This is a genomic window from Micromonospora sp. NPDC005252 (genome assembly GCF_042872475.1).
In the GTDB taxonomy this organism is placed as follows: domain Bacteria; phylum Actinomycetota; class Actinomycetes; order Mycobacteriales; family Micromonosporaceae; genus Micromonospora.
Genome location: NZ_JBIAKN010000006.1, coordinates 178,642 through 199,148, shown reverse-complemented (window position 1 = coordinate 199,148; position 20,507 = coordinate 178,642). Strand labels below are relative to the sequence as shown.

Annotated in this window: 18 protein-coding genes; 6 read left to right on the top strand and 12 right to left on the bottom strand. The window is 69.5% G+C overall.

Going from position 1 to position 20,507, the window contains the following annotated elements; genetic code table 11:
- Nucleotides 1-30: 30 nt before the first annotated feature.
- Both ACFYPH_RS19430 and ACFYPH_RS19425 read left to right on the top strand, forming a co-directional pair.
- Nucleotides 31-651 carry a TetR family transcriptional regulator gene (locus tag ACFYPH_RS19430; RefSeq protein WP_354855527.1) on the top strand — a complete coding sequence of 207 codons (621 nt, stop codon included), beginning with the start codon at nt 31-33 and terminating at the stop codon, nt 649-651.
- 121 nt (nt 652-772) lie between these two features.
- Nucleotides 773-2,272 carry an FAD-dependent monooxygenase gene (locus ACFYPH_RS19425; protein ID WP_387183427.1) on the top strand — a complete coding sequence of 500 codons (1,500 nt, stop codon included), beginning with the start codon at nt 773-775 and terminating at the stop codon, nt 2,270-2,272.
- A 145-nt stretch (nt 2,273-2,417) separates the two neighbouring features.
- Here ACFYPH_RS19425 and ACFYPH_RS19420 read toward each other — a convergent pair whose 3' ends face one another.
- Together ACFYPH_RS19420 and ACFYPH_RS19415 are read right to left on the bottom strand one after the other, a co-directional pair.
- A complete protein-coding gene (locus ACFYPH_RS19420) occupies nt 2,418-2,564 on the bottom strand; it encodes a hypothetical protein (protein WP_272616708.1) in 147 nt (48 codons plus the stop codon).
- Nucleotides 2,565-2,670: 106 nt separating this feature from the next.
- Nucleotides 2,671-3,054: a hypothetical protein gene (locus ACFYPH_RS19415; protein ID WP_354855533.1), complete on the bottom strand. Its 384-nt coding sequence runs from the start codon at nt 3,052-3,054 to the stop codon at nt 2,671-2,673.
- Nucleotides 3,055-3,232: 178 nt separating this feature from the next.
- On the opposite strand from ACFYPH_RS19415, the gene nhaA reads away from it, so the two are divergent.
- Together nhaA and ACFYPH_RS19405 are read left to right on the top strand one after the other, a co-directional pair.
- A complete protein-coding gene (gene nhaA, locus ACFYPH_RS19410) occupies nt 3,233-4,555 on the top strand; it encodes a Na+/H+ antiporter NhaA (RefSeq protein ID WP_387183424.1) in 1,323 nt (440 codons plus the stop codon).
- A gap of 72 nt (nt 4,556-4,627) precedes the next feature.
- Nucleotides 4,628-5,074 carry a CBS domain-containing protein gene (locus ACFYPH_RS19405; protein ID WP_354855530.1) on the top strand — a complete coding sequence of 149 codons (447 nt, stop codon included), beginning with the start codon at nt 4,628-4,630 and terminating at the stop codon, nt 5,072-5,074.
- Between the two features lie 3 nt (nt 5,075-5,077).
- On the opposite strand, the gene ACFYPH_RS19400 is transcribed toward ACFYPH_RS19405, so the two are convergent.
- The gene (locus ACFYPH_RS19400) at nt 5,078-6,367 is read right to left on the bottom strand and encodes an SLC13 family permease (RefSeq protein ID WP_387183421.1); all 1,290 of its coding nucleotides are present in this window, start codon (nt 6,365-6,367) and stop codon (nt 5,078-5,080) included.
- 253 nt (nt 6,368-6,620) lie between these two features.
- Between ACFYPH_RS19400 and ACFYPH_RS19395 the strand changes: the two genes are divergently transcribed.
- Nucleotides 6,621-7,175 (top strand): DM13 domain-containing protein, encoded by a 555-nt coding sequence (locus ACFYPH_RS19395; RefSeq protein ID WP_387183418.1) that lies wholly within the window; start codon nt 6,621-6,623, stop codon nt 7,173-7,175.
- A gap of 129 nt (nt 7,176-7,304) precedes the next feature.
- On the opposite strand, the gene ACFYPH_RS19390 is transcribed toward ACFYPH_RS19395, so the two are convergent.
- Together ACFYPH_RS19390 and ACFYPH_RS19385 are read right to left on the bottom strand one after the other, a co-directional pair.
- Nucleotides 7,305-8,738 carry an RICIN domain-containing protein gene (locus tag ACFYPH_RS19390; protein ID WP_387183414.1) on the bottom strand — a complete coding sequence of 478 codons (1,434 nt, stop codon included), beginning with the start codon at nt 8,736-8,738 and terminating at the stop codon, nt 7,305-7,307.
- A 119-nt stretch (nt 8,739-8,857) separates the two neighbouring features.
- The gene (locus tag ACFYPH_RS19385) at nt 8,858-10,297 is read right to left on the bottom strand and encodes a glycoside hydrolase family 43 protein (protein WP_355066563.1); all 1,440 of its coding nucleotides are present in this window, start codon (nt 10,295-10,297) and stop codon (nt 8,858-8,860) included.
- Between the two features lie 505 nt (nt 10,298-10,802).
- On the opposite strand from ACFYPH_RS19385, the gene ACFYPH_RS19380 reads away from it, so the two are divergent.
- Nucleotides 10,803-12,170, top strand: coding sequence for a ricin-type beta-trefoil lectin domain protein (locus tag ACFYPH_RS19380; RefSeq protein WP_363936962.1), 1,368 nt, complete (start codon nt 10,803-10,805; stop codon nt 12,168-12,170).
- 107 nt (nt 12,171-12,277) lie between these two features.
- Here ACFYPH_RS19380 and iolB read toward each other — a convergent pair whose 3' ends face one another.
- From iolB to ACFYPH_RS19345, 7 genes are all read right to left on the bottom strand, one after another.
- On the bottom strand, nt 12,278-13,102 hold the full coding sequence (iolB, locus tag ACFYPH_RS19375) for a 5-deoxy-glucuronate isomerase (RefSeq protein ID WP_387183781.1): 825 nt from the start codon (nt 13,100-13,102) through the stop codon (nt 12,278-12,280).
- Nucleotides 13,103-13,145: 43 nt separating this feature from the next.
- Nucleotides 13,146-14,330 carry a glycoside hydrolase family 88 protein gene (locus tag ACFYPH_RS19370; RefSeq protein WP_387183411.1) on the bottom strand — a complete coding sequence of 395 codons (1,185 nt, stop codon included), beginning with the start codon at nt 14,328-14,330 and terminating at the stop codon, nt 13,146-13,148.
- 84 nt (nt 14,331-14,414) lie between these two features.
- The gene (locus ACFYPH_RS19365; RefSeq protein ID WP_354862144.1) at nt 14,415-15,092 is read right to left on the bottom strand and encodes a hypothetical protein; all 678 of its coding nucleotides are present in this window, start codon (nt 15,090-15,092) and stop codon (nt 14,415-14,417) included.
- 5 nt (nt 15,093-15,097) lie between these two features.
- Entirely contained in the window at nt 15,098-15,994 is an 897-nt protein-coding gene (locus ACFYPH_RS19360) for a carbohydrate ABC transporter permease (protein ID WP_387183408.1), read from the bottom strand.
- On the bottom strand, nt 15,994-16,857 hold the full coding sequence (locus ACFYPH_RS19355; RefSeq protein ID WP_387183406.1) for a carbohydrate ABC transporter permease: 864 nt from the start codon (nt 16,855-16,857) through the stop codon (nt 15,994-15,996). Before ACFYPH_RS19355 ends, ACFYPH_RS19360 begins: the two co-directional genes overlap by 1 nt.
- A 116-nt stretch (nt 16,858-16,973) precedes the next feature.
- Nucleotides 16,974-18,278 (bottom strand): extracellular solute-binding protein, encoded by a 1,305-nt coding sequence (locus tag ACFYPH_RS19350; protein WP_363936969.1) that lies wholly within the window; start codon nt 18,276-18,278, stop codon nt 16,974-16,976.
- A gap of 42 nt (nt 18,279-18,320) precedes the next feature.
- Complete coding sequence (locus tag ACFYPH_RS19345) at nt 18,321-20,315, bottom strand: DUF2264 domain-containing protein (RefSeq protein ID WP_387183402.1); 1,995 nt, start codon at nt 20,313-20,315, stop codon at nt 18,321-18,323.
- Nucleotides 20,316-20,507 lie beyond the last annotated feature (192 nt).

The window sequence follows — 20,507 nt, the reverse complement described above, 5'->3', positions numbered from 1 at the left end:
GGGGCGCGCAATTAGTGCTAGGGTGGTGGCATGACGGGGTTGCGGGAGCGCAAGAAGGCCGAGACGCGGGCGGCGCTCGGCTGGGCCGCGATCCACCTCACCGCGGAGCGCGGCTACGACAACGTCCGCGTCGAGGACATCGCCGAGGCTGCCGGCGTCTCCCCGCGCACCTTCAACAACTACTTCTCCAGCAAGGCCGAGGCGATCGCCTCCCGCCACCTCGACCGCAGCCTGCGCACCGCCGCCGCGCTGCGGGAACGCCCCGCCGACGAGCCGCTCTGGGCGGCACTCACCCAGGCCTCGCTGGAGCAGTTCACCCGCGGCCCCGAGGTCGACGCCATGCCGTCCCCCGCGCACGCCCAGTGGGTGGCCGGCGTACGCACCATGCTCGCCGAGCCTGCCCTGCAGGGCGAGCGGCTGCGCGCCGTCGCGATCGCCGAGGCCGAGTTGGCCGCCGCGGTCGCCGAGCGCACGGGCACCGACCTCGCCACCGACATGTATCCGAGGCTCGTCGCGGCCGCCGCCAGCGCCGCGGTCGCCGTCGCCATGCAGCACTATCTCGACAGCCCCGACCCGCCCACCCCGATCGAGCGCCTCATCACCGACGCGTTCACCCAGGTCGCCGCCGGCCTCCCCGCGCCGCCCCGCTGAGGCCCGCCCCTCGCTCACGGCACCACCCCAGCCACTTCTTGTCCGCGTCACACCCCACGGCGGGCCGGTCGCGTTCCGCGCCTGCCGCGGCGATGACGCACACCCCGAAGGGATCACGATCGTGATCGATGTACTCATCGTCGGAGCCGGCCCCAACGGCCTCATGCTCGCCTGCGAACTCGCTCTGGCCGGCCTCCACCCTGTCGTCCTCGAACGCCACGCCACGCCCGGAGGCGAGCCCCGCGCCAACGGCCTCGTCGGCCAGGTCGTCCGCCTGCTCGACCGGCGCGGCCTCTACGCGCGGCTCAGCGGCGAGAGCACCCCGCCGTCCCCCCAACCGGCCTTCACCTTCGGCGCGTTCCCGCTGGATCTCACGGTGCTCGCGGAGAATCCGCACTACGTGCTCGGCGTGCCGCAGGCCCAGCTGGAGGCCACCCTCGCCGCCCGCGCCGTCGAGCTCGGCGTCGACCTGCGCCGCGGCCACGAGGTCGTCGACCTCCGCCAACGCCCCGACGCGGTCGAGGTTCACCTCGCCGACGGTACGCAGCTCACGTCCCGTTTCCTCGTCGGCGCCGACGGCGGTCGCAGCGCGGTGCGCCGCCTCGCCGGCATCGACTTCCCGGGCGCCACGTTCGACCGGTCGGTCTCCCGCACCGCCACCGTGACCGTCCCCGCGTCATCCCTCGACCCGGAGACCGGCGGGCTGTGCGCCCCCGGCTACGGCGTCGTCCCGCCGTTCCAGCACACCCGAACCCCACGCGGTCTGATCGCCTGGGCGCCCTTCCCCGGCCGGCCGGCGATCCTGAGCACGACGGAGTGGCCCGACGCGCCGACGAGCGACGAGACCCCCATGACCCTGGCGGAGCTACGCGCCAGCGTCGCCCGGGTGCTCGGCGTCGACATCCCCTTCGGCCCACCCGACGGCCCCGGCCTGCTGCGGCGGCTGACCGGCGGCAACACCCGCATCGCCGCCCGCTACCGCGCCGACCGGGTGCTGCTGGTCGGCGACGCCGCGCACGTGCACCCCGCGATCGGCGGCCCCGGCCTCAACCTCGGCCTGCAGGACGCCGTCAACCTGGGTTGGAAGCTGGCCGCCACGGTGCGCGGGTGGGCGCCGCAGGGCCTGCTCGACACATACGAGACCGAGCGCCGTCCCGTAGCCGAACGGGTCGTCATGTCCACCCAGGCGCAGTCGGCGCTCATCGAGCCCGGCGACGAGATCACCGGCCTGCGGGAACTCTTCGCCGAACTGCTGCGCATCCCGGAGGTGACCGGGCACATCGCGGCGCTGATGTCCGGCGCGGACATCCACTACCCCGCCGACCCCGCCGACCCGTTGGCCGGCCGGTGCGCCCCCGACGTGGTCGTGCACGCCGACCACGCCGCGGTACGCCTCGCCGAGCTGACCCGCACCGCCCGGCCGTTGCTACTGGATTCCACTGGTGTCTACGCCGAGGTGGCCGCGCCCTGGCGAGACCGGGTCGACGTCGTCAGCGGCGCGTTGCGGGGCACGGCCGCGACCGCGTTGCTCGTACGCCCCGACTGCTTCGTCGCCTGGTCCGCCGGGGATGCGGACACCCTGCGCGCCTCGCTCACCCACCACTTCGGCCTGCCCCGGTGACCGGAAGCGTCTCGTGGACGCCGCTGGCGTCCGTCGCGTCCGTCCATCGACGAGTCCCTGTCGGACCCCGCAAGGTGGGACATGGCCGGGTGCCGGCAACACTGTCGGGCGCTGGTTGCCGGCCACCGACCACACCGACGAAGAATCAGTCGGTGATCACCGGCCAGGCGTAGGCGAGCAGGGCGCAGGCGGCGCCCAGCAGCGCGAACGAGACACCCCGAGTGGGCAGTGGCAGTGCGGCGAGCACGATCAGGATGACCGCGATGACGTAGAGAAATGCCTGGACCGACATGGGACTCTCCTCAATCAGGGAATTGATGGGAACCGACGTTGACCGCCGGGGTGACACCCCGCTCATGCGCGAACGCCGCACGCGCGGGTCGGGCGTGCGGGCTTGATCAGCCGTCCGGCGTGAAGAGCCCCTGAATACCGACGACGATCGCGATGAGACCGAAGATCGCGAGCAACAGGCGGACTCCGGTCGCGCCGTCCGACCGCTCCTCGCGCGACGCCGGCCGACCGGTCAGCCGGCTCCACAACAGGGCGAGCCCCACACCGATCCCCACCACCTCGAAGTGGAACACCCGGGGGCCGGACACCAGGTGGACGATGAGGTGGTAGCCGCCGGTCACGAGCGCCACGAGGCCGACCACCCACGCGATCGGGGCCGCCCGACCGGCGAGGCGGCCCAGGTCGTCACCGACGCGTGGCAACAGCCGCAGCACCGAGACGGCGAGCAGGAAACCACCGACGATGTTGGCGAGGTCGAGCAGCAGAGCCATGATCACGAGGGTCTCCGTCGATCGGATGATCAGCCGGTGGGAGCGTACCCACGGAGCCGGTCGGTTGAAACGAGATCTGGCGGCCGATGGCGCGCCGTCGGCTGTCTGCGGTCGAGGGATCCGCGGCGAAAGGCCCCGGTACGATGGGTTCCGGTGCGCCGGGAAGTCTGGTCGGCAGATGGTTCCGACCCGTCTTTCGAAAGTTGGCCTGCTTGTGACGTCGAACCCTCAGTCGCCTCCTCGTGTTCTCGGCCGTGGTTCCTGGGCTGAGGCACGTCGCATCGCCGACGTACTGCGCAAGGAGACGATCGGCGGCGCGTTGCTGCTGGTCGGTGCCGTCGTGGCGCTGATCTGGGCGAACTCGCCGTGGGCGCACCGCTACCAGGCGATGACGGCGCTCACCGTCGGGCCCCACGCGCTGCACCTTGACCTGTCGCTGGCGACGTGGGCGGCTGACGGGCTGCTGGCGATCTTCTTCTTCGTCGCCGGTCTCGAACTCAAGCGCGAGTTCGTCGCCGGTGATCTGCGTGATCCCCGCCGGGCCGCGGTCCCGGTCGCCGCCGCGGTCGGCGGCGTACTCGTGCCGGCCCTGCTGTACGCGGTGGTGAACTGGGGCGGCGCGGTGAAGGGCTGGGCGGTTCCGACCGCCACCGACATCGCGTTCGCCCTCGCCGTGCTGGCGGTGATCGGCCGGCATCTGCCGAGCGCGCTGCGCACCTTCCTGCTGACCCTGGCGGTGGTGGACGACCTGCTGGCGATCGTCATCATCGCGGTCTTCTACACCGCCCACCTGTCGCTGCTGCCACTGCTGGCCGCGGTGGTGCCGCTGGGCCTGTTCACGCTGCTGGTGCAGCGTCGGGTGCGCTCATGGTGGCTGCTCCTGCCGCTGGCGTTCGCGACCTGGGCGCTGGTGCACGCCTCCGGCGTGCACGCCACCGTCGCCGGGGTGCTGCTCGCCTTCGCCGTCCCGGTGCCGCGCTCCACAGGGGCCGGCCCCGGACCCGGCCTGGCCGAGCACTTCGAGCACCGATTCCGGCCGATCTCCGCCGGTGTTGCGGTGCCGCTGTTCGCGCTGATGGCCGCCGGGGTGGCCGTCGGCGGGCTGGACGGCCTGACGCAGGCGCTCACCGACCCGATCGCCGTGGGCATCATGCTCGGTCTGGTCGTCGGCAAGCCGATCGGCATCCTGCTGGCAACCTGGCTCGTCGCGCGGTTCACCCGGGCCCGACTGGACTCGGGGCTGGCCTGGATCGACGTGGTCGGCCTGGCCGTGCTGTCCGGCATCGGGTTCACCGTCTCGCTGCTGATCGGCGAACTCGCCTTCGGTGTCGGCAGCGACGCCGACGGCCGGGTCAAGATCGCTGTGCTGGGAGGCTCCCTGATTGCCGCCGCGCTCGCCACGGTCATCTTGCGGTTGCGTAATCGCGTGTACCGGCAGATCTACGAGGCCGAGCAGGTCGACCGTGACCATGACGACGTTCCGGACGTCTACCAGAAATAGGTCCACTGCGAGTGGGGGGCTGCCAGGCGGCGTCAGCGCGGTCAACGCGGCGTCCGGGCGTATCGTCGGTGCATGCGCGCGAGCGATGTGGCCATCCCGATGGACACCGTCACCGAGGACATGCCGGCCCGGGAGGCCGCGCGGATCCTGGCGGCGCAGGACCTGCCCGGCCTGATCGTGGTGGACGCCAAGGGCCGCCCGTCGACGGTGCTGGCTGGCACGCAGGTGCTGCGGATGGCACTGCCGTCCTACTGCCAGGACGATCCGGCGCTGGCCCGGGTGATCGACGAGGCCGCTGCCGACGTGATCCTGGAGGGGATAGGCGACCGCACCGTCGCGGACCTGCTGCCCCGCAACCGTCCGGGCCTGCCGGCGGTCAACGCTGACGCCACCCTGCTCGAGGTCGCCTCGGTGATGGCGCGATCGAATGTGCCGCTGGTCGCGGTCGTCGACCACGACCGGGTGATGACCGGCGCGATCACCCTGGACGGGCTGCTCGACCGGATGCTCGGCACCTGAGCGTCAGAAGAATCGCAGCCACAGATACGGCACCGCGATCGCCACCGAGATCACGGTGACGATCAGACCGTACTTGGTGAACCCCCAGAACGTGATCTTGTGCCCGGCACGTTCGGCGATGCCGAGCACCACCACGTTTGCCGAAGCGCCGACGGCGGTGGCGTTGCCGCCGAAGTCAGCCCCGATGGCGAGCGCCCACCACAGCACCTGAGCCTTACCGAGCCCACCTTCGGCGTTCACCAGCTCGCTCACGATCGGGCTCAACGTCGCCACGTACGGGATGTTGTCCACGATCGCCGACAGCCCCGCCGACGCCCACAGCATCAACATGGTGGCTGGCCACAGCTTGCCCCCGACGGCCTCGGTCGCCGACCGGGCGACGCTGTCGATCACTCCGGTGGCGACCAGGGCTCCGACCATGACGAACAGGCCGGCGAAGAACACCAGCGTCGGCCACTCGACGTCCTTGACCACGTCTTCCGTGTCCAGCCGCGACAACGCCAGCAACAGCAGGCCACCGAGCACGGCCACCACCGAGGGCTCCAGGTCCAGCACCGTGTGCAGGCTGAACGCGAGCAGCACCGTGCCGAGCACCACCAGGCTGATCACCACGAGGCGGCGGTCGCGAATCGCGTCCGCCTCTCGCAGCGCCATCACCCGGGCCGCGCGCTCGGCGTCGTAGCGGAACGCCGTGCGGAACATGATCCGACACAGGCCGACGAACACGACGAGCACGATCAGCACCAGCGGGGCCATGACGTTCAGGAAGTCGGTGAAACTCAACCCCGACCGGCTGGCGATGATGATGTTCGGCGGGTCGCCGACCAGGGTTGCCGCGCCACCGATGTTGGACGCCATGACCTCGGCGATCAGAAACGGGATCGGCGGCACGCCGAGCCGCTCGCACACCAGCAGCGTCACCGGCGCCACCAGCAGCACGGTCGTGACATTGTCCAGCGCCGCCGACACCACGGCGGTCACCACCACCAGGATCACCATGATCGGGAACGGACGGCCCCGAGCCTTCTTCGCGCTCCAGATCGCCAAGTACTCGAACAGGCCGGTGCGTTTCAGCACTCCGACGATCAGCATCATCCCCAGCAACAGGAAAATGACGTTCCAGTCGATGCCCGCCTCTTCGGAGAAGAACGCATGCTCGGCATCGGTCGCCCCGATCGCCAACATGATCGACGCGCCGCCCAGGGCCACCGCCACCCGGTTGATCTTCTCGGTGGCGATCAGGACGTAGGCGGCGGCGAACACGGCCACCGCGATCCAGGCCAGGATGCTCATTCGGCGCTTCTCCGGTTCTGGTCAGCCGTTATCGCAACGCCGACCAGGCTTCCCGGCACACCTGAGATCAACCTATCAGCCTGGGCGATCGGCAACGGTGTGGTGTGCCGGCCCGGCCGGCCCGCAACCGCACCGCACCACCTGTTCATCGACGACAACCGACGTGGGCTGGAGTGGGCGACCCGGAGCGTCGTAAGGGTTCCGAAAGGGTTCGCGACCAGTTCGACGGCTGCGGGGGTCGTACGCTGCGGGGGTGGGAAAATGGATCTTCCGGTCGCGAGTGGCCTGGGCCGGTCTCGCCTCCGCTGTCCTCGTGACGGCTCTGGCCCTCTACTGGTTCCAACCGTGGAAGCTGTTCACCGACACGTACGTCGACGAGGCGGTTCCCCCCGTGGTGACGACGTCGACCGCGCCCACTCCCGCGTCGGCGGTTCCGGCGGCGACACCAGCCGGGAACGCGATCCTGACCGCCGGCGAGTTCGTCACCCATGAGCACCGGACGACCGGCAGGGCCGAGATCCACCGGCTCGCCGACGGGCGCCACCAGCTCGTCATCCGGGACCTGAATACGTCGAGCGGGCCGGACCTGCGAGTGTGGCTGACCGACCAACCGGTCACCCTCGGCAAGGCCGGGTGGCGGGTGTTCGATGACGGCGAATGGGTCGAACTGGCCAGGCTCAAGGGCAATCAGGGCAACCAGGTGTACGAGATACCGGCATCGGTTGACCCCCGCGACTTCCTGAGCGTCTCCATCTGGTGCAAGCGATTCGCCGTCTCCTTCGGCGCGGCCGACCTCAGGGCCGTCTGACGTCGCCGGGCTGCCCGTTGCGACGCCGGCATAGGCGGCGTCGCAACGGCGCACACCCCCGGCGCCGGTCACCAGCTCGGTACCGGGGGTGCGGGCCACCGTGGATCGGTCGTCGCGGCGAGACGAGCGTCAAACGGCCGTACGCGACCACTGCTGGTTGGCGCCGGTGTTGCACGGATACTGCTTGAGGATCACGCCGTCCGCCGTCGATGCGGCCGGTACGTCCACGCACTTGCCGCTGTGCCGGGCGCGGAGTTGGAAGTAGCTGCCGTTGGCGACCATCTGGAATTGCTGGTTGGTGCCGGTGCCACAGGTGTACTGGACGAGTTCGGCGCCGTCGGCGGTCGAAGCGCTCACCACATCGAGGCACTTTCCGCTGTGTCGGCTGATGATGCGCCAGTAGCCACTGCCGGCGTCCTGGAACTGCCACTGCTGCCACGCGTTGCCGCCGTACGTGTACTGGCCGACCCGCGCGCCGTTGTCGGTGTTCGGTTGCTGGACGTCCATCGCCTTGCCACTGTGCCGCACGGTGATCCGGTAGAACGTTCCCGTCGTGGGCGGAGGCGTCGTCGGACCACCGTCGATGGTGTCGCCCCAGGCGTACCGGATCCGGTCGGCGCCGGAGGTGTTGCGAACGGTCAGGCTGAGGTTGGTGCCGCTGCCGCCGAGGGCGAACATCGAGTACCAGTCGTATCCGATGGTGCCCGGCTTGCCGCCGAGGGCGGGCCAGTAGGTGCCGCCCATCTGGTTGTCGCGCATGACCTGGGCCATCGCGCGGATGTAGCGCACGAAGTTGTCGGTGCTGCCCGCGTCGGCGTAGTTGCGGCCGTCGTTCATGGGAGCGCCGAACTCGGTCGCGACCGCGCGGGAGGCGCAGTTGCCCAGGCGGGTCTGGATGTGGCTGCGGAAGGCGTCGTAGGTCATCGCGCCGTAGAAGAACGCGTAGTAGTGGAAGGACAGCAGGGTCGAGTTGAAGCGGGTGTCGTTGCAGATGTCGCGCAGATCCTGGCTGAAGCCGGTGCCACCGATGAGCACCCGGCCGGGCACCGCCGAGTAGTGGTAGCTCAGCCAGTTCGCCGCGACGTCGCGCCACTCCGCCGAGCTGTAGCCGTGCGGCTCGTTCATCGGCTCGAAGTAGACGTTGGTGTTCGAGCCGTACGTGTTGGTCACCGTGGACCACATCGCGTTCCACGCGGCGAGGTTCGTGATCCTACCGCCGGAGGCCGCGCCGTCCTCCCAGTAGGCGAGGATGACTTTGAACCCGCGGGCGGTCGCGGCGTCGATGGCGCCGCGGTACGCCTCCCACCACGCCGTTCCCACCATGTGGGTGTTGATGGGCAGCCGGACGGTGTTGACCCCCATGGTGGAAGCCATGCTGTCGTAGAGGGCATTGGCCTTGGCCCGCACCGTCGCGTTGCTGTCGGACGAGCTGAGGCCCTGCACGACGAGCGGGCCGGTGCTGAAGTTGTCACCCAACACGGCCCAGTTCATGCCGCGAAACTGGCTGGTGGCGGCGGTGGCCGGCGACGACGTGACGACGACGATGCCAACCAGCGCGGTCATCGCGCTCACCAGAGCGATCAGAAGTCGGCGCAACGACCGGGTGCTCCGCGACGCGTGTCCGTGCGACAGCCTTTTGCGTTTCATGACAGGTCCAATCGGTGTGGGGAGACGGTCGGCGTTCAGGTGGTCACGCGGAAGGTGGCGTCGGCACGGCTCTGCGCATCGGAGAGCGGGTCGAGCCGGAGCAGGTAGTTGTAGTGCCGGATGTAGCGGTCCGGGTGGCTGTATGCCTGGAAGGACGTCCACGAGGAGTTGGCGACGCCGGCGACCTGCCGGAAGGTGGCGTCGGCGGCGAAGGTGGCGGTGCCGTCGTTGGCTTCCAGCCGGAAGTCGAACCCGTAGTGGCGCAGGTAGTAGCCCGGATAGTTGACCGACTGGATGGAGACCGTGCCGGAGCCGGCCAGACCGGGCACCAGCCGCCACTGGCCGTCCTGCGCGGGGCTGACGTTCGGATCGATGCGGACGTCGTAGTCGTAGTGCCGCACGAACCGGTCCTGGAGGTTGTACGACTGGATCCGGTTGACCGCCGTGGTGGGCCAGCGGGCGAGCACGCGGTTCTGCTCGGCGGCGGTCAGGTTGAGGATCGAACCGTGCCGTTTCCTGGTGCCGCCCATGTCGTACGAGCCGGACGCCGGCAGCCGGAAGCTGGCCGGGCTCGACGGATTGGTGGTCAGGACGGGCAGGTAGCCGCGCCCGCTGGCGTACTGGTCGAGGTAGAGAACCCACTCGTTACGGGCGTTGAACCGCATCCACATCGGGCCCTCGACCTGGGAGCCCGTCAGCCCGATGCCCGACAGGTTCCCGAGGGTCGTCCAGGTGCCGAGGATGGAGTTGCTGCCTTCGAGGGTGATCTGGCCGTCGCGGGAGGCCCGGACGTAACGGTAGGCGCCCGCACCGGCCGGCACCTCGACGATCTGGGTGTCGATGATCTCCTGGCTGCCAGACCGGCTGAGGTAGACCTGCGGCGTGGTGATGCTGCGGAAGTCCGCCGTGCGCGCGTAGTAGATGCGGTGCTTGGTCACCCCGTTGAGCGGGACGTTCGTCGCCCAGTAGAGGACGTAGTCGCCGGTGGCCGGGTTCCAGATCGCCTCCGGAGCCCAGGCGTTGCGTCCGTCCGCGATGGGGCCGGCGACGTTCAGCAGCCACGGCGCGGACCAGGTGACCAGGTCGGTGGACTCCCACACGACGAGGTTGCGGCTGCCGTTGTTGACCGCTGTCGACCAGTCCTGGCCGCAGCCGATGCACAGGTCCGTGGCGATGATCCAGTACCGGTCACCGGCGGGCGAGCGAACCAGAGCGGGGTCGCGGACGCCGCGGGTGCCGACTGTGGATCGCAGCACGAGCCCGCCGTTGTTGAGGTCCGTCCAACGCAGGCCGTCGGCGCTGTGGGCGAGGTAGATCTGTTGACCGGTCGAGGACTCGCCGGTGAAGTGCGCCATCAGGTAACCGACGGCCGGGTCGAGCGCGACCGCTGCCTTCGGCGTCGCCACCGACCAGGTGGTGAAGAGCAGGCACGCGGCGAGCGACACCGCGTAGAGCCGGGCGAGGACTCTCGACATGGGTCCTTCTCCTTCGCGGAGGGGCGGGCGACAACACCCCGAGCCGACCTACATGTGAGCGTTAACAGCTCCGAGGGGACGCGACCCAGGGCCGCGCGGTGGGGAGCGGTGGGTAGCGTGCCGTGCCGGTGTCGCCGGCGAGGCAGACGCCATGTGTCCAGATCATTAAGTACGTGTTGCGGACAAGTGTTAGCGATCGCAACTGGAGTGTCAAGGCATCGAAGATGCTCGTTCGACTTGACCGAACAGAGCGCCCCGAGGGGTGGATCCACCCGGCGGGCCGACGCCGCATCGATCGCGGACGTCATACGTCACATCATTATGCTAGTCTATGTGTTGCGTGGCTCACCGCCGGCCGTCGGTTCGGCGACCAGAACCGGCCGCCGCGGCGTCGGCACGGCCCTCGACGGTCTACGAAGGGCCGCCGCGCGGGTTCCTCGCCGACCGGTGACGCCCCACGCCCACACCACCAATGGAAGTTCGTCCACCACAAGGAGGCGCAGCTGTGCCACTTCGCAAACTCTCCGGCCCCTGGATCGGGGCCGCCATGGCTGTCCTGGTTCTCGTCGCCGTCGGGGCGTACATCATCGTGGCTGGCGGATCGGCGGCCGCCGCCACCACCGCCGGCTGCGGCAAGGCGCCCGGACTGAACAGCGGCACCCACACGATCCAGAGCAGCGGAAAGAGCCGCAGCTTCATCCTTCGGCTGCCCGACAGCTACAACAACACCTATGCCCACCGACTGGCGTTCGGGTTCCACTGGCTGGGTGGCACCGCCGATCAGGTGGCGTCGGGCGGCACCGACGGAGCGGCGTGGGCCTACTACGGCATGCTCTCCCAGTCGAACAACACCACGATCTTCGTTGCCCCGCAGGGCATCAACAACGGCTGGGGCAATTCCAACGGTGAGGATGTGACCTTCACCGACGACATGGTCCGCGTCATCGAGAACGCCCTCTGTGTCGACACGACGCAACTCTTCTCGGTGGGATTCAGCTACGGCGGCGCGATGAGCTACTCGTTGGCGTGTTCCCGGCCCACCGTGTTCCGTGCGGTCGCGGCGATCGCGGCGCCCGGGGCGATCAGCGGCTGCAGCGGCGGCACCCAGCCAGTGGCGTACCTGGGGATCCACGGCGTCAACGACAACATCCCGAACGGACGGGCGCTGCGCGACAGGTTCGTCCGGAACAACGGTTGCGCCGCGCAGAACCCGCCCGAGCCGGCGCCGGGTAGCCGGACCCACATCACCACCGCCTACTCGTGTCCGGCCGGATATCCGGTGGTCTGGGCCGCGTTCGACGGCGGCCACCAGCAAGGTCCGGTGGACGGCTGTGCCGGCTGTGAGAGCGGCGCGCGGAGCTGGGTCAAGCAGGAGGTGTGGAGGTTCTTCACCCAGTTCGGCTCGACCGTGCCGCCCACCACTCCCCCGCCCACCACTCCCCCGCCCACCACGCCCCCGCCGTCGAGCCCACCGCCCGGCCAGCAGAACGTGCTGATCGCGGGTAGCCAGTCCGGCCGGTGCATCGACATCCCCAACTCCAGCACCACCAACGGAACCCGCGCGCAACTGTGGGACTGTCACGGTCGCACCAACCAGCGCTGGACCCACACCGCGAGCCGCACCCTGACCGTCTACGGCAACAAGTGCCTCGACGCCAGCGGAGCGGGAAGCAGCAACGGCACCGCGGTCATCATCTGGGACTGCAACGGCCAACCCAACCAGCAGTGGAACCTGAACGCCAACGGCACCATCACCGGAGCCCAGTCGGGGCTCTGCCTCGACGCCGTCAGTTCCGGCACCGCCAATGGGACGCAACTGCACCTCTGGGCCTGCCACGGGGGCGCCAACCAGCAGTGGAGCACGCGCGCCTAGTGCCGCCTCAGGCAACGCTGAGCCTGTCGGAGACGCGCCGCTCGGGTCCTTTCCCGGGCGGCGCGTGGCCGTCCGGCTGTCCGGGTGGCCGAGTGGGGCAGCCATCGCTACAGGCCCACACTGCGCAGGGTCGGTACGGTCTGACCCACCCAGGCGAGCGCGGCGTCCTCGCGGGCGCCCTGGGTGCGTTGTGTGCCGGCCAGGAACCACAGGAAATAGGTGGTGTAGCCGGGCGCGCTGACCACTGTGTGGTACCCCTCGGGCATCATCTGCATCACATGCTCGCGGATGGTGACGTTCTCCTCGTACCCGTCGTCGGTGTAGACCCGGCTGATGCCGAACCCGTCCGCCGGGTTGACGCGGTAGTAGTACATCTCCTCGTGCGCAGCCTCGGCGGGCAGGTCGTCGACCTTGTGCCGGTGTGGCGGGTAGGTGCTCCAGTTACCCGAGGGCGTGTAGGTCTCGCCGACGATGAGCCGGCGGGCGGGCAGGTCCGGTTGCGAGACTTCGGTGAGGATCTGGTGGTAGGTACGGCCGAAGTTGGCCGCTCCCCAGCGGCCTGTCACGACCTGCTCCGGTGCGATGACATAGGGGTCGGTGGTCAGCTCGCTGGGGGCGCTGGGGAGGGCGATCTCCACGGCGGTGACCGCCTCGACGGTCACCGAGGAGCCGGCCGGGATGTAGACCGAGTGCGGCTTGCCGGAGAAAACGTCCGGTCGCTGGCCGACCTGCGGGAAGTGGCGGCCGGCGACGGTGAAGCTGGCCGTGCCACCGAGGATGACGGCCAGGATCTCCCGGTCACCGGACTCGCCGGTCCAGGACTCGCCGGCCGACAGCCGCAGCAGGGTGAAGTCCAGCAGACGGCAGGGATTGAAGGGCAGCTGGTTCCGGCCGTCGACGGCGGGAATCGCGCAGTGGTAGCGGTAGTCCATGGTCACCTTTCGGAGGATGCGGACGGTGCGGGTCGATCGCTGGTCACCAGGGGCTGGCCCAGCCAGGGATCGTGGCGCGGGTGAGGGCTTCCAGATAGAAGTAGTCGCCCCACAGGGTTCCCTCGTCGACGCCGATGCCCTTGGGTTTGTCGTAGACGCCGTGCAGGATCAGCGCGTTCGAGACCGGATGGCCACCGGTGGAGTAGTGGACGATGAGCGAGCGCAGGATCTCCGCGGCGGCTGTCCGGTACCGGTCGGCGCTGGCGGTGTCGGTAAGGCCGTCTGCCAGTTCGACCAGGCCGCAGGCGGCGATGGCCGCGGCCGAGCTGTCCCGCTCCTGGCCGCTGCCGTCGCCGAACTCCAGATCCCAGTACGCGACGTGGTCCTCGGGCAGGTGGGCGAGGAAGCGGTCGGCGCAGGTCCTCGCAGCGGCAAGCAGCGCCGGGTCGCCGACGTGCCGGTGGTTGAGGCTGAACCCGTAGATGCCCCATGCCTGCCCACGCGCCCAGCAGGAGTGGTCGGAGTGGCCCTGTTCAGTCTCCCCGCGTAGCGGCGCACCGCTGTCCGGGTCCCAGTAGAAGGTGTGGAAGGTGGTGCCGTCCGGACGCAGGATGTGCTGGCGAAGCTGAGCGGTGTGCCGGCGGGCCGCGGCGGCGTAGCGGTCGTCGCCGGTGGTCTGGCTGGCCCAGAAGAGCAGCGGCGTGTTCATGAGGCTGTCGATGATCGTGCGGCCACGTTGGCGGGGGTCGTTCAGGTCGCCCCAGGCCTGGATGATTCCGGCGGGTTCGAGGACGCGCGTCATCAGGTGGTCGGCGGCGGCGAGAGCGGCGCCTCGGGCCCGCGCGTCGCCGGTACGGCGGGCCGCGGTGACGCAGGCGAGGGTGTAGAGGAACCCGAGGTCGTGGGTGTCCAGGTCGATGCCGCGGGTCATCCGGGCCGCGAAACTGTCCACGTGGGAGAGCGCGGCCCGCCGGTGGCGCTCCGCACCGGTCAGATCATGTGCCAGCCAGAGCATCCCGGGCCAGAAGCTGGTGGTCCAGCCGACGTTGGCGCCCTCGGGCTGGCCTCCGCTCGCTGGCCGGAGTGGGTAGCGGTTGGCGGCGGTGGCGTCCGCGGGGTACCGGTCGCCGAAGGTGACGATGTTCGCGTCGACCGTGCGTATCGCGGCGGCCACCGCGGCCGCCGTGGCTTCTGCGTCGGAGCTGGGACGGACGTCGGTCGCCGTCATGGATGCTGTTCTCCCTCGTGGGTACGGTCCGGTGCCGGGCAGGTGCGTTGTCGGCGTCCCGGCTCGGTGGCCGGAACGCGGTGCTCAGGTGCTCTGCGGTGCGGTCGCCGGTGGGTCGAGGGCGGCGCGCAGGGTGAAGCGGCTGTTGGCCCATACGACGTAGAGCAGTGGCGCGGCGGCGAGGCCGAGCGCGATCGCGGGACGGGCCGCCAGGATCTGTGCGAGCAGCACGAGGACGAGGAGAGAAACGGCGGTGAGGTACCACCGGCGCACCGCCAGATACACGCAGGCGCGGGCCACCTCACGCAACCGCGCGGTGGGTCGCTCGGCGACGGTCACCAACCCCAGCAACGTGGTAGCGACGGTGAGGACGATCAGGGTCGCCAGCACCGGCAGGGCGAGTGCCCCGACCCGGTGGCCCCACGCGGCGCGGGCGTCGACGGCGAGCACGACCAGGGCAGCCACGGCTGCCGCCGTCCAGAGCATCGCCGGCCGGGCGGTGGCTCGCCAGGCGCGGCCGTAGGTGCGCAGCACGCCGCCGGTGTCGCCGGCCGAATAGGCGGACATGACCGCGAAGACCGCACAGAGCCCGGGCGCGCAGAGCGGGGCGGTCAGCGCGTACAGCGGCCAGGAGCGCGCCGCCTCGGTGGTGAACGCGAGCGTCACCAGTGGCAGGCAACCGAGCACCAGCAGCAGGTTGCTGACGAGCGCGACGTAGATCCCGTCGAAGACGGCGGCGATGGTGTTGTGGCGCGAACGCATGGGCCTCAACCCTTCAGTCCGGTCGTGGCGATGCCCTCGATGAAGTAGCGCTGGCCGAGCAGGAAGATGACAGCGACGGGCAGCACCGACAGCACGGAGCCCGTCATGATCAGTGCGTACTCGGCGTTGTACTGGGAGATGAAGGTGTTGAGACCCAACTGGATGGTGCGCAGCTCCGGACTGCGCAGGTAGATGAGCGGGCCGAGGTAGTCGTTCCAGGTGGTCACGAACGTCAGCAGGGCCAGGCTGGCCAGCGCCGGTCGGGACAGCGGCAGCATGATCCGTCGGTAGATGCCGAACTCGCTGAGCCCGTCCACCCGCGCCGACTCGCTCAGCTCCTCGGGGATCGTCTCGTAGAACTGCTTCATCAGGAACACGCCGAACGCGCCGAACGCCTGTAGCGCGACGATCGACCACAGCGTGTTCGACAACTGCAACTTCGACATGAGGATGAACTGCGGAATCATGTACGACTGCCAGGGCACCGCGATCGTCCCGACGTACGCCAGGAAGAGCGCGTTGCGGCCGGGAAAGCGGACCCGGGCGAAGCCGTAGGCGGCTAAACTGCCGGTCACCACCTGGAGGAGGCTGACGACCACCGACAGCAGCAGCGTGTTTCCCAACCAGGTCGTCATGTCCGAGCGCTGCCAGATGTCGAGGTAGTTTCGCCACACCACGGGATCGGGGAGCCAGGTGATCGGGATGGTGAAGACGTCGCTGTTGGTTTTCAACGACGCCACCACCATCCAGTAGAACGGCAGCAGCAGCGCGGCCGCCGCGAGCACGAGGGTGGCGTACCCGACGAGCCGCCAGCCCCGGGACCGGACCGGTCGGCCGGGCGCGCTGCGGTTGCGGGGCGCGGCGACGGCCGGGGTGGGCAGGGAGAGGTCGGTCGCGGTCATCAGCTGTTCCTCCGCTTGTTGACCATGAACTGGATGACCGTGATGCTGAAGCAGATGGCGAACAGGACGATGGAGACCGCCGAGGCGTAGCCGAACTGGTTCTCCTCGAAGCCCTTCTGGTAGATGTACTGCGAGAGCACCAGTGTCGACTGGCCCGGCCCGCCGCCGGTCATCACGAGGATGAGGTCGAAGACCTTGAAACTTTCGATGGTGAGCAGCACTGTGACGAAGAAGGTGGTGTGTCGTAACCCGGGGAGGGTCACGTGCACGAACCGCTGCCACGGTGAGGCGCCGTCGGTCTCGGCCGCTTCGTAGAGCTGGGCCGGGATGGTCTGCAGGCCGGCCAGGAACAGCAGCATGTAGTAACCCATGTACCGCCAGGTGCCGACGATGATGACCGCAGGCATCGACCAGGTCGACGACGTGGTCCAGCCCGGCGCATTGTCCACCCCGACGACACCGAGGAGGGCGTTGATCGGGCCGTACTCCGGGCTGAACAGCTGGTTCCAGACGATCGCCATCGCCACGATCGAGGTGATGTAGGGAAAGAAGGCGACGGTGCGGAAGAACCGTACGCCGCGCAGTTTGCGGTTGAGCAGCAGCGCCAGCCCGAGTGCCGCCGCGAGGGTCAGCGGGATGTGGAAGACCGTGTAGTAGACGGTGTTGCGCAAAGCGGTCCAGAAGCTCGCGTCGCCCCACATTCGCCGGAAGTTGGCGGTGCCGGTCCACTCGGCCACCCCGAAGACGTTCCAGTTGGTGAAGGCCACGTAGAACAGCACGACGACGGGGAGCAGGGTGAGCACGGCGAAGCCGACGAAGTTGGGCAGGATGAACGACCAGCCGGCGACAGTGTTGCGCGACACCAGCCGCCGGTTCCTGGGTCTCGTGCGCGGCAATGTTGCCATAGGGAGTCTCCGGAAGCGTTCGGCATGGTGGCGGGACCGGCGTGCGACGGAGGCGCGCCGGACCCGCCAACAGCTCACTGGTTGAGGACCTCGTTCTTGGCACGGGTCTGCGCCTTGCTCAGCTCCGCGTCGACGCCCTTGCTGTCGGAGAGGATCGCCGAGTGCGTCTCGTTGAGGAGGTTCTGCAGGCCGGCGGTGTGCTTCGACACCGGGTTCTCCGGCTTGATGGTGTGCGTGGTGTAGGCGAACTTCGACAGGTCGTCCCGCGGTACGCCGTCCAGCCCGAACAGCGTCGCGGTGACCGCGTCGGTGACCTGGGCCGGGGTGATGCCGATCGCGGCCAGCGCCTTGCCGGCATCCGGGCCGGCCGCGTACTGGAGGAAGGCCTTGGCCGCGGCGGTCTTGGACTTGCTGATCTTCGGGTTGATCCCCAGGCCGGTCGGGTCACCGAAGGTGACAGGCGTGGCGGAGGTGCCGGTGGTGGACTTGTCGAACTGCGGCGCCGGAGCAATCCCCCACTGGAACGTGTCGGCGTCACCGCTCTGTCGCTGGTTGAGCAGCGTGGCCACGTACCAGGTGCCCATCAGCAGCATCGCCGACTGCTGCTTGCCGAACTGCGCCTGGTAGGTGAGTTTGTTGGTCTTCGCGGTGCCGAAGGTCGGCTGCGCGCCGGCCGCCTGCAGGTCCAGTGACCGCTCGTAGTACGGCTTCAGGTAGCCGAAGTCCCCGGAGAGCAGGTCCGCGTTGGGGGTCTGGGCGAGCGCGAATCCCTGCACTGTCGACTGGAAGGTGTGCTGGTACGCGCCGGTCGCGTTCGAGCCGGCCCCCTTCAGCCCGGTGTGCAGCCGCTTCGCCGCGTCGGTGTAGTCGTCCCAGGTCCAGCTGCCGTCCGGCGGCGCCACCTTCGCCTTTGCGAACAGGTCCTTGTTGTAGAACAGCACCCACGAGTCCTGCCGGTACGGCACCGCGTACGCCTTGCCGTCCACCTGGTACGACGAGAGCGCCGGCACCGAGTCGAGACCGGCGGTGACGTCGGAGACATCGAGCAGCTGTCCACCGCTCTGGTACGTGTAGAAGTTCTTGAGGTTCTTCATCACGTAGACGTCCGGGGCGGTGCCGGCGGCCAGGTCCGTGATCATCTGGGTGTCGTAGTCGTTGCCTGGGGCGTACTCCTTGAGCTCCACCGTCACGTTCGGGTGGGTCGCCTTGAAGCCGTCGGCGAGCGTCTTGAACTCGGGCGTGGACGACAGACTCCAGCCAGCCAGGGTGATCGTCACCGGGGCATTGGGGTCGACTGGCTCGTCTCCGCCGCCGCAACCGGCGAGAACAAGCGTCAGGGCCGTCGCAGCGCTGATGACGGCCGGTATCGCACGCTTCATCCCTCTCTCCTTAGGTCAAGGGGCCCGGACGGGCCCGCACTGCTACCAGGACGCCTGGGTGGGCCTGGCATGCTCGGTGTCCAGACGGGTCGACGTGCCGATCCCGTCGGGCCAGTCGACCGCCAGGTGGAGACCGCGGCCGTCCTCGTCGGCCACGGCCTGGCCTACCTGCCCCACCGTGGCTGCCGGCACCGCGGACAGCTCGATGAAGGCGGCGACCCAGTCGCCCGGCCGGACGGGGTGGTCCAGCCAGGGCACTACCAGCCCGCCGGCCAGGGGCCCGCCGTGCGCAAGGGCGGTGGCACCGGCCGTTCCGTCCCCGCGAACGCTGTCGAGCCTGCTGGTCAGGCCGGCCCCGGTCAGGGCCACCGCCCGTTCACCAACGGTTGCCGTCGCATCCCCGGCAATGGCCCAGCCGCCGATCCGCAGCCGCAGCGCAGCCGCTTCGACGCCGTCGGCGAGGTCGTCGACGCGGGTCAGACGTAGTTCCCAGGGGCCACGGACCAGCGAATACACAGTGAGGTGCCCGGCCGGTCGGGACCGGCCCACGCGGCCGCCGCCGTGATCGCGCTGACCCGGATCCGGGTCGACCCAGTGGGCGAGGGCACGTGACCCGGCCACGCCCACGCCGTCGGTGTCGACGTGCACGGTCAGCAGGCGCATGCCGGCGCGGTGGGTGACCTGGCCCGCGTGGTCGACGAGAGTGACGGACTGGTCGAGCGGGCTGGCCCAGCCGCTGTCGTCGAGGACGGGGCTGGTGGCGGTGGAGTAGCCCAGTCGCGCGTAGAGCGGGGAATCTGAGACGGTGGCGCCCTCTACGGCGTGGTCGGTGCCGTGATTGATGACCCGGACGATGCCGTCGGCACGGGTGCCGGAAACCAGCCAGCCTGGCGCGTGCACCGCCCGCACCGCGTCCCGCTCCTCGACTGGCAGCGGCTCCTCGGAGGCCGTCCACACCGGATGTTCGGCGGGTAGCGCGATGCCGAGCAGGCCCTTGCTGGCCCAGTAGGGCGAGCCCGGTCCGGAGTACGACTGCGCCAGTCGCGGCCACGACCGGTGCCAGCCGAGGGTGAGCAGACCTCGTTCGTCCAGGGCCCCGTTGGCGACGAAGTGGCGCACGATGCGGGTGGCCGCGCGACGCAACTGGCCGAGGCTGACCGAGGGCACGCCGGCGATCGCGCCGACCCAGAACGGCGCCGCCGCGGCGAAGCGGTAGATCAGGCTTCGCCCCTGGATCAACGGTGACCCGTCGGCGCCCACGAGCGTGACCGCGTCGCCCAGGAAGCGGTCGAGGCTGGCCAGGTCCCGATCGCGGCGCTGCTCGGCCAGGTCCGCGGCGCCGGCCATTCGGGCCCACAGCGTCGGATACAGGTGCAGGGCCCAGCCCACATAGTGGTCGTACGCGCGGTGCGGCCCGTCGGACATCCAGCCGTCCCCGCGGGCGAAGCCGTCGTGCGTGCTCAGGTCCGCGGCCATCTCGTCGATCGAGTACGGCCCACCCACCGAACGCAGGAACGTCTGTACGACCAGCCGGAACCACACCCAGTTGATCTGTGGATACGTGTCGTCGCCGACCGCCGGGCGCAGGTAGTCGACTACCCGCTCGTGCACCGCGGACGGCATCCGGTCCCAGATCCACGGGCGGGTCATGTCCAGGACCAGCGCGATGGAGGCGGCTTCTACCTTCGCCTGGGGGTGTTCGTCCAAGCGCACCCAGGGGTCGGGGGAGCTCGGATCGGTGCCGGCGGCGATGCCGGCCGCGTACCGGTCGACGAGCTCGTCCATGCCCACTCCCCTGGCCCCCGCGATGCGGAAGCCGGCCAGGAGGAAAGTGCGGGCGAAACCCTCGAGGCCGTCGACGGCCCGCCCGTAACCGCCCTTTCGCCCGGGAAGACTGACGAGAGCGTGACCGGGGGACGCGAACGGCCGGACCGCGGCGAGCATCCGGTCGGCGAGGGCCAGCCAGTCGTGCCGGCTCCAGGTCGCGGCATCCGAGGCCGTCCCCGGCGTTGATCGGCCGGCCGTCCTGGACGTCATCCCAGATCCTGTCGCATCGATCCGTCTCCATGGAATGTGGCGAGCGGCGCGTTGCCCGGAATGTGACGCTCCGGCATCCGCAGTGTTTCCGAAGTAAAACGCTCACATCAGAGCAAGTCAATGCTGTTCTCAAACCAGACGAACACATACGATCAAAAGGACACACGCCGTCACCGGGATCGACGGCGGCCG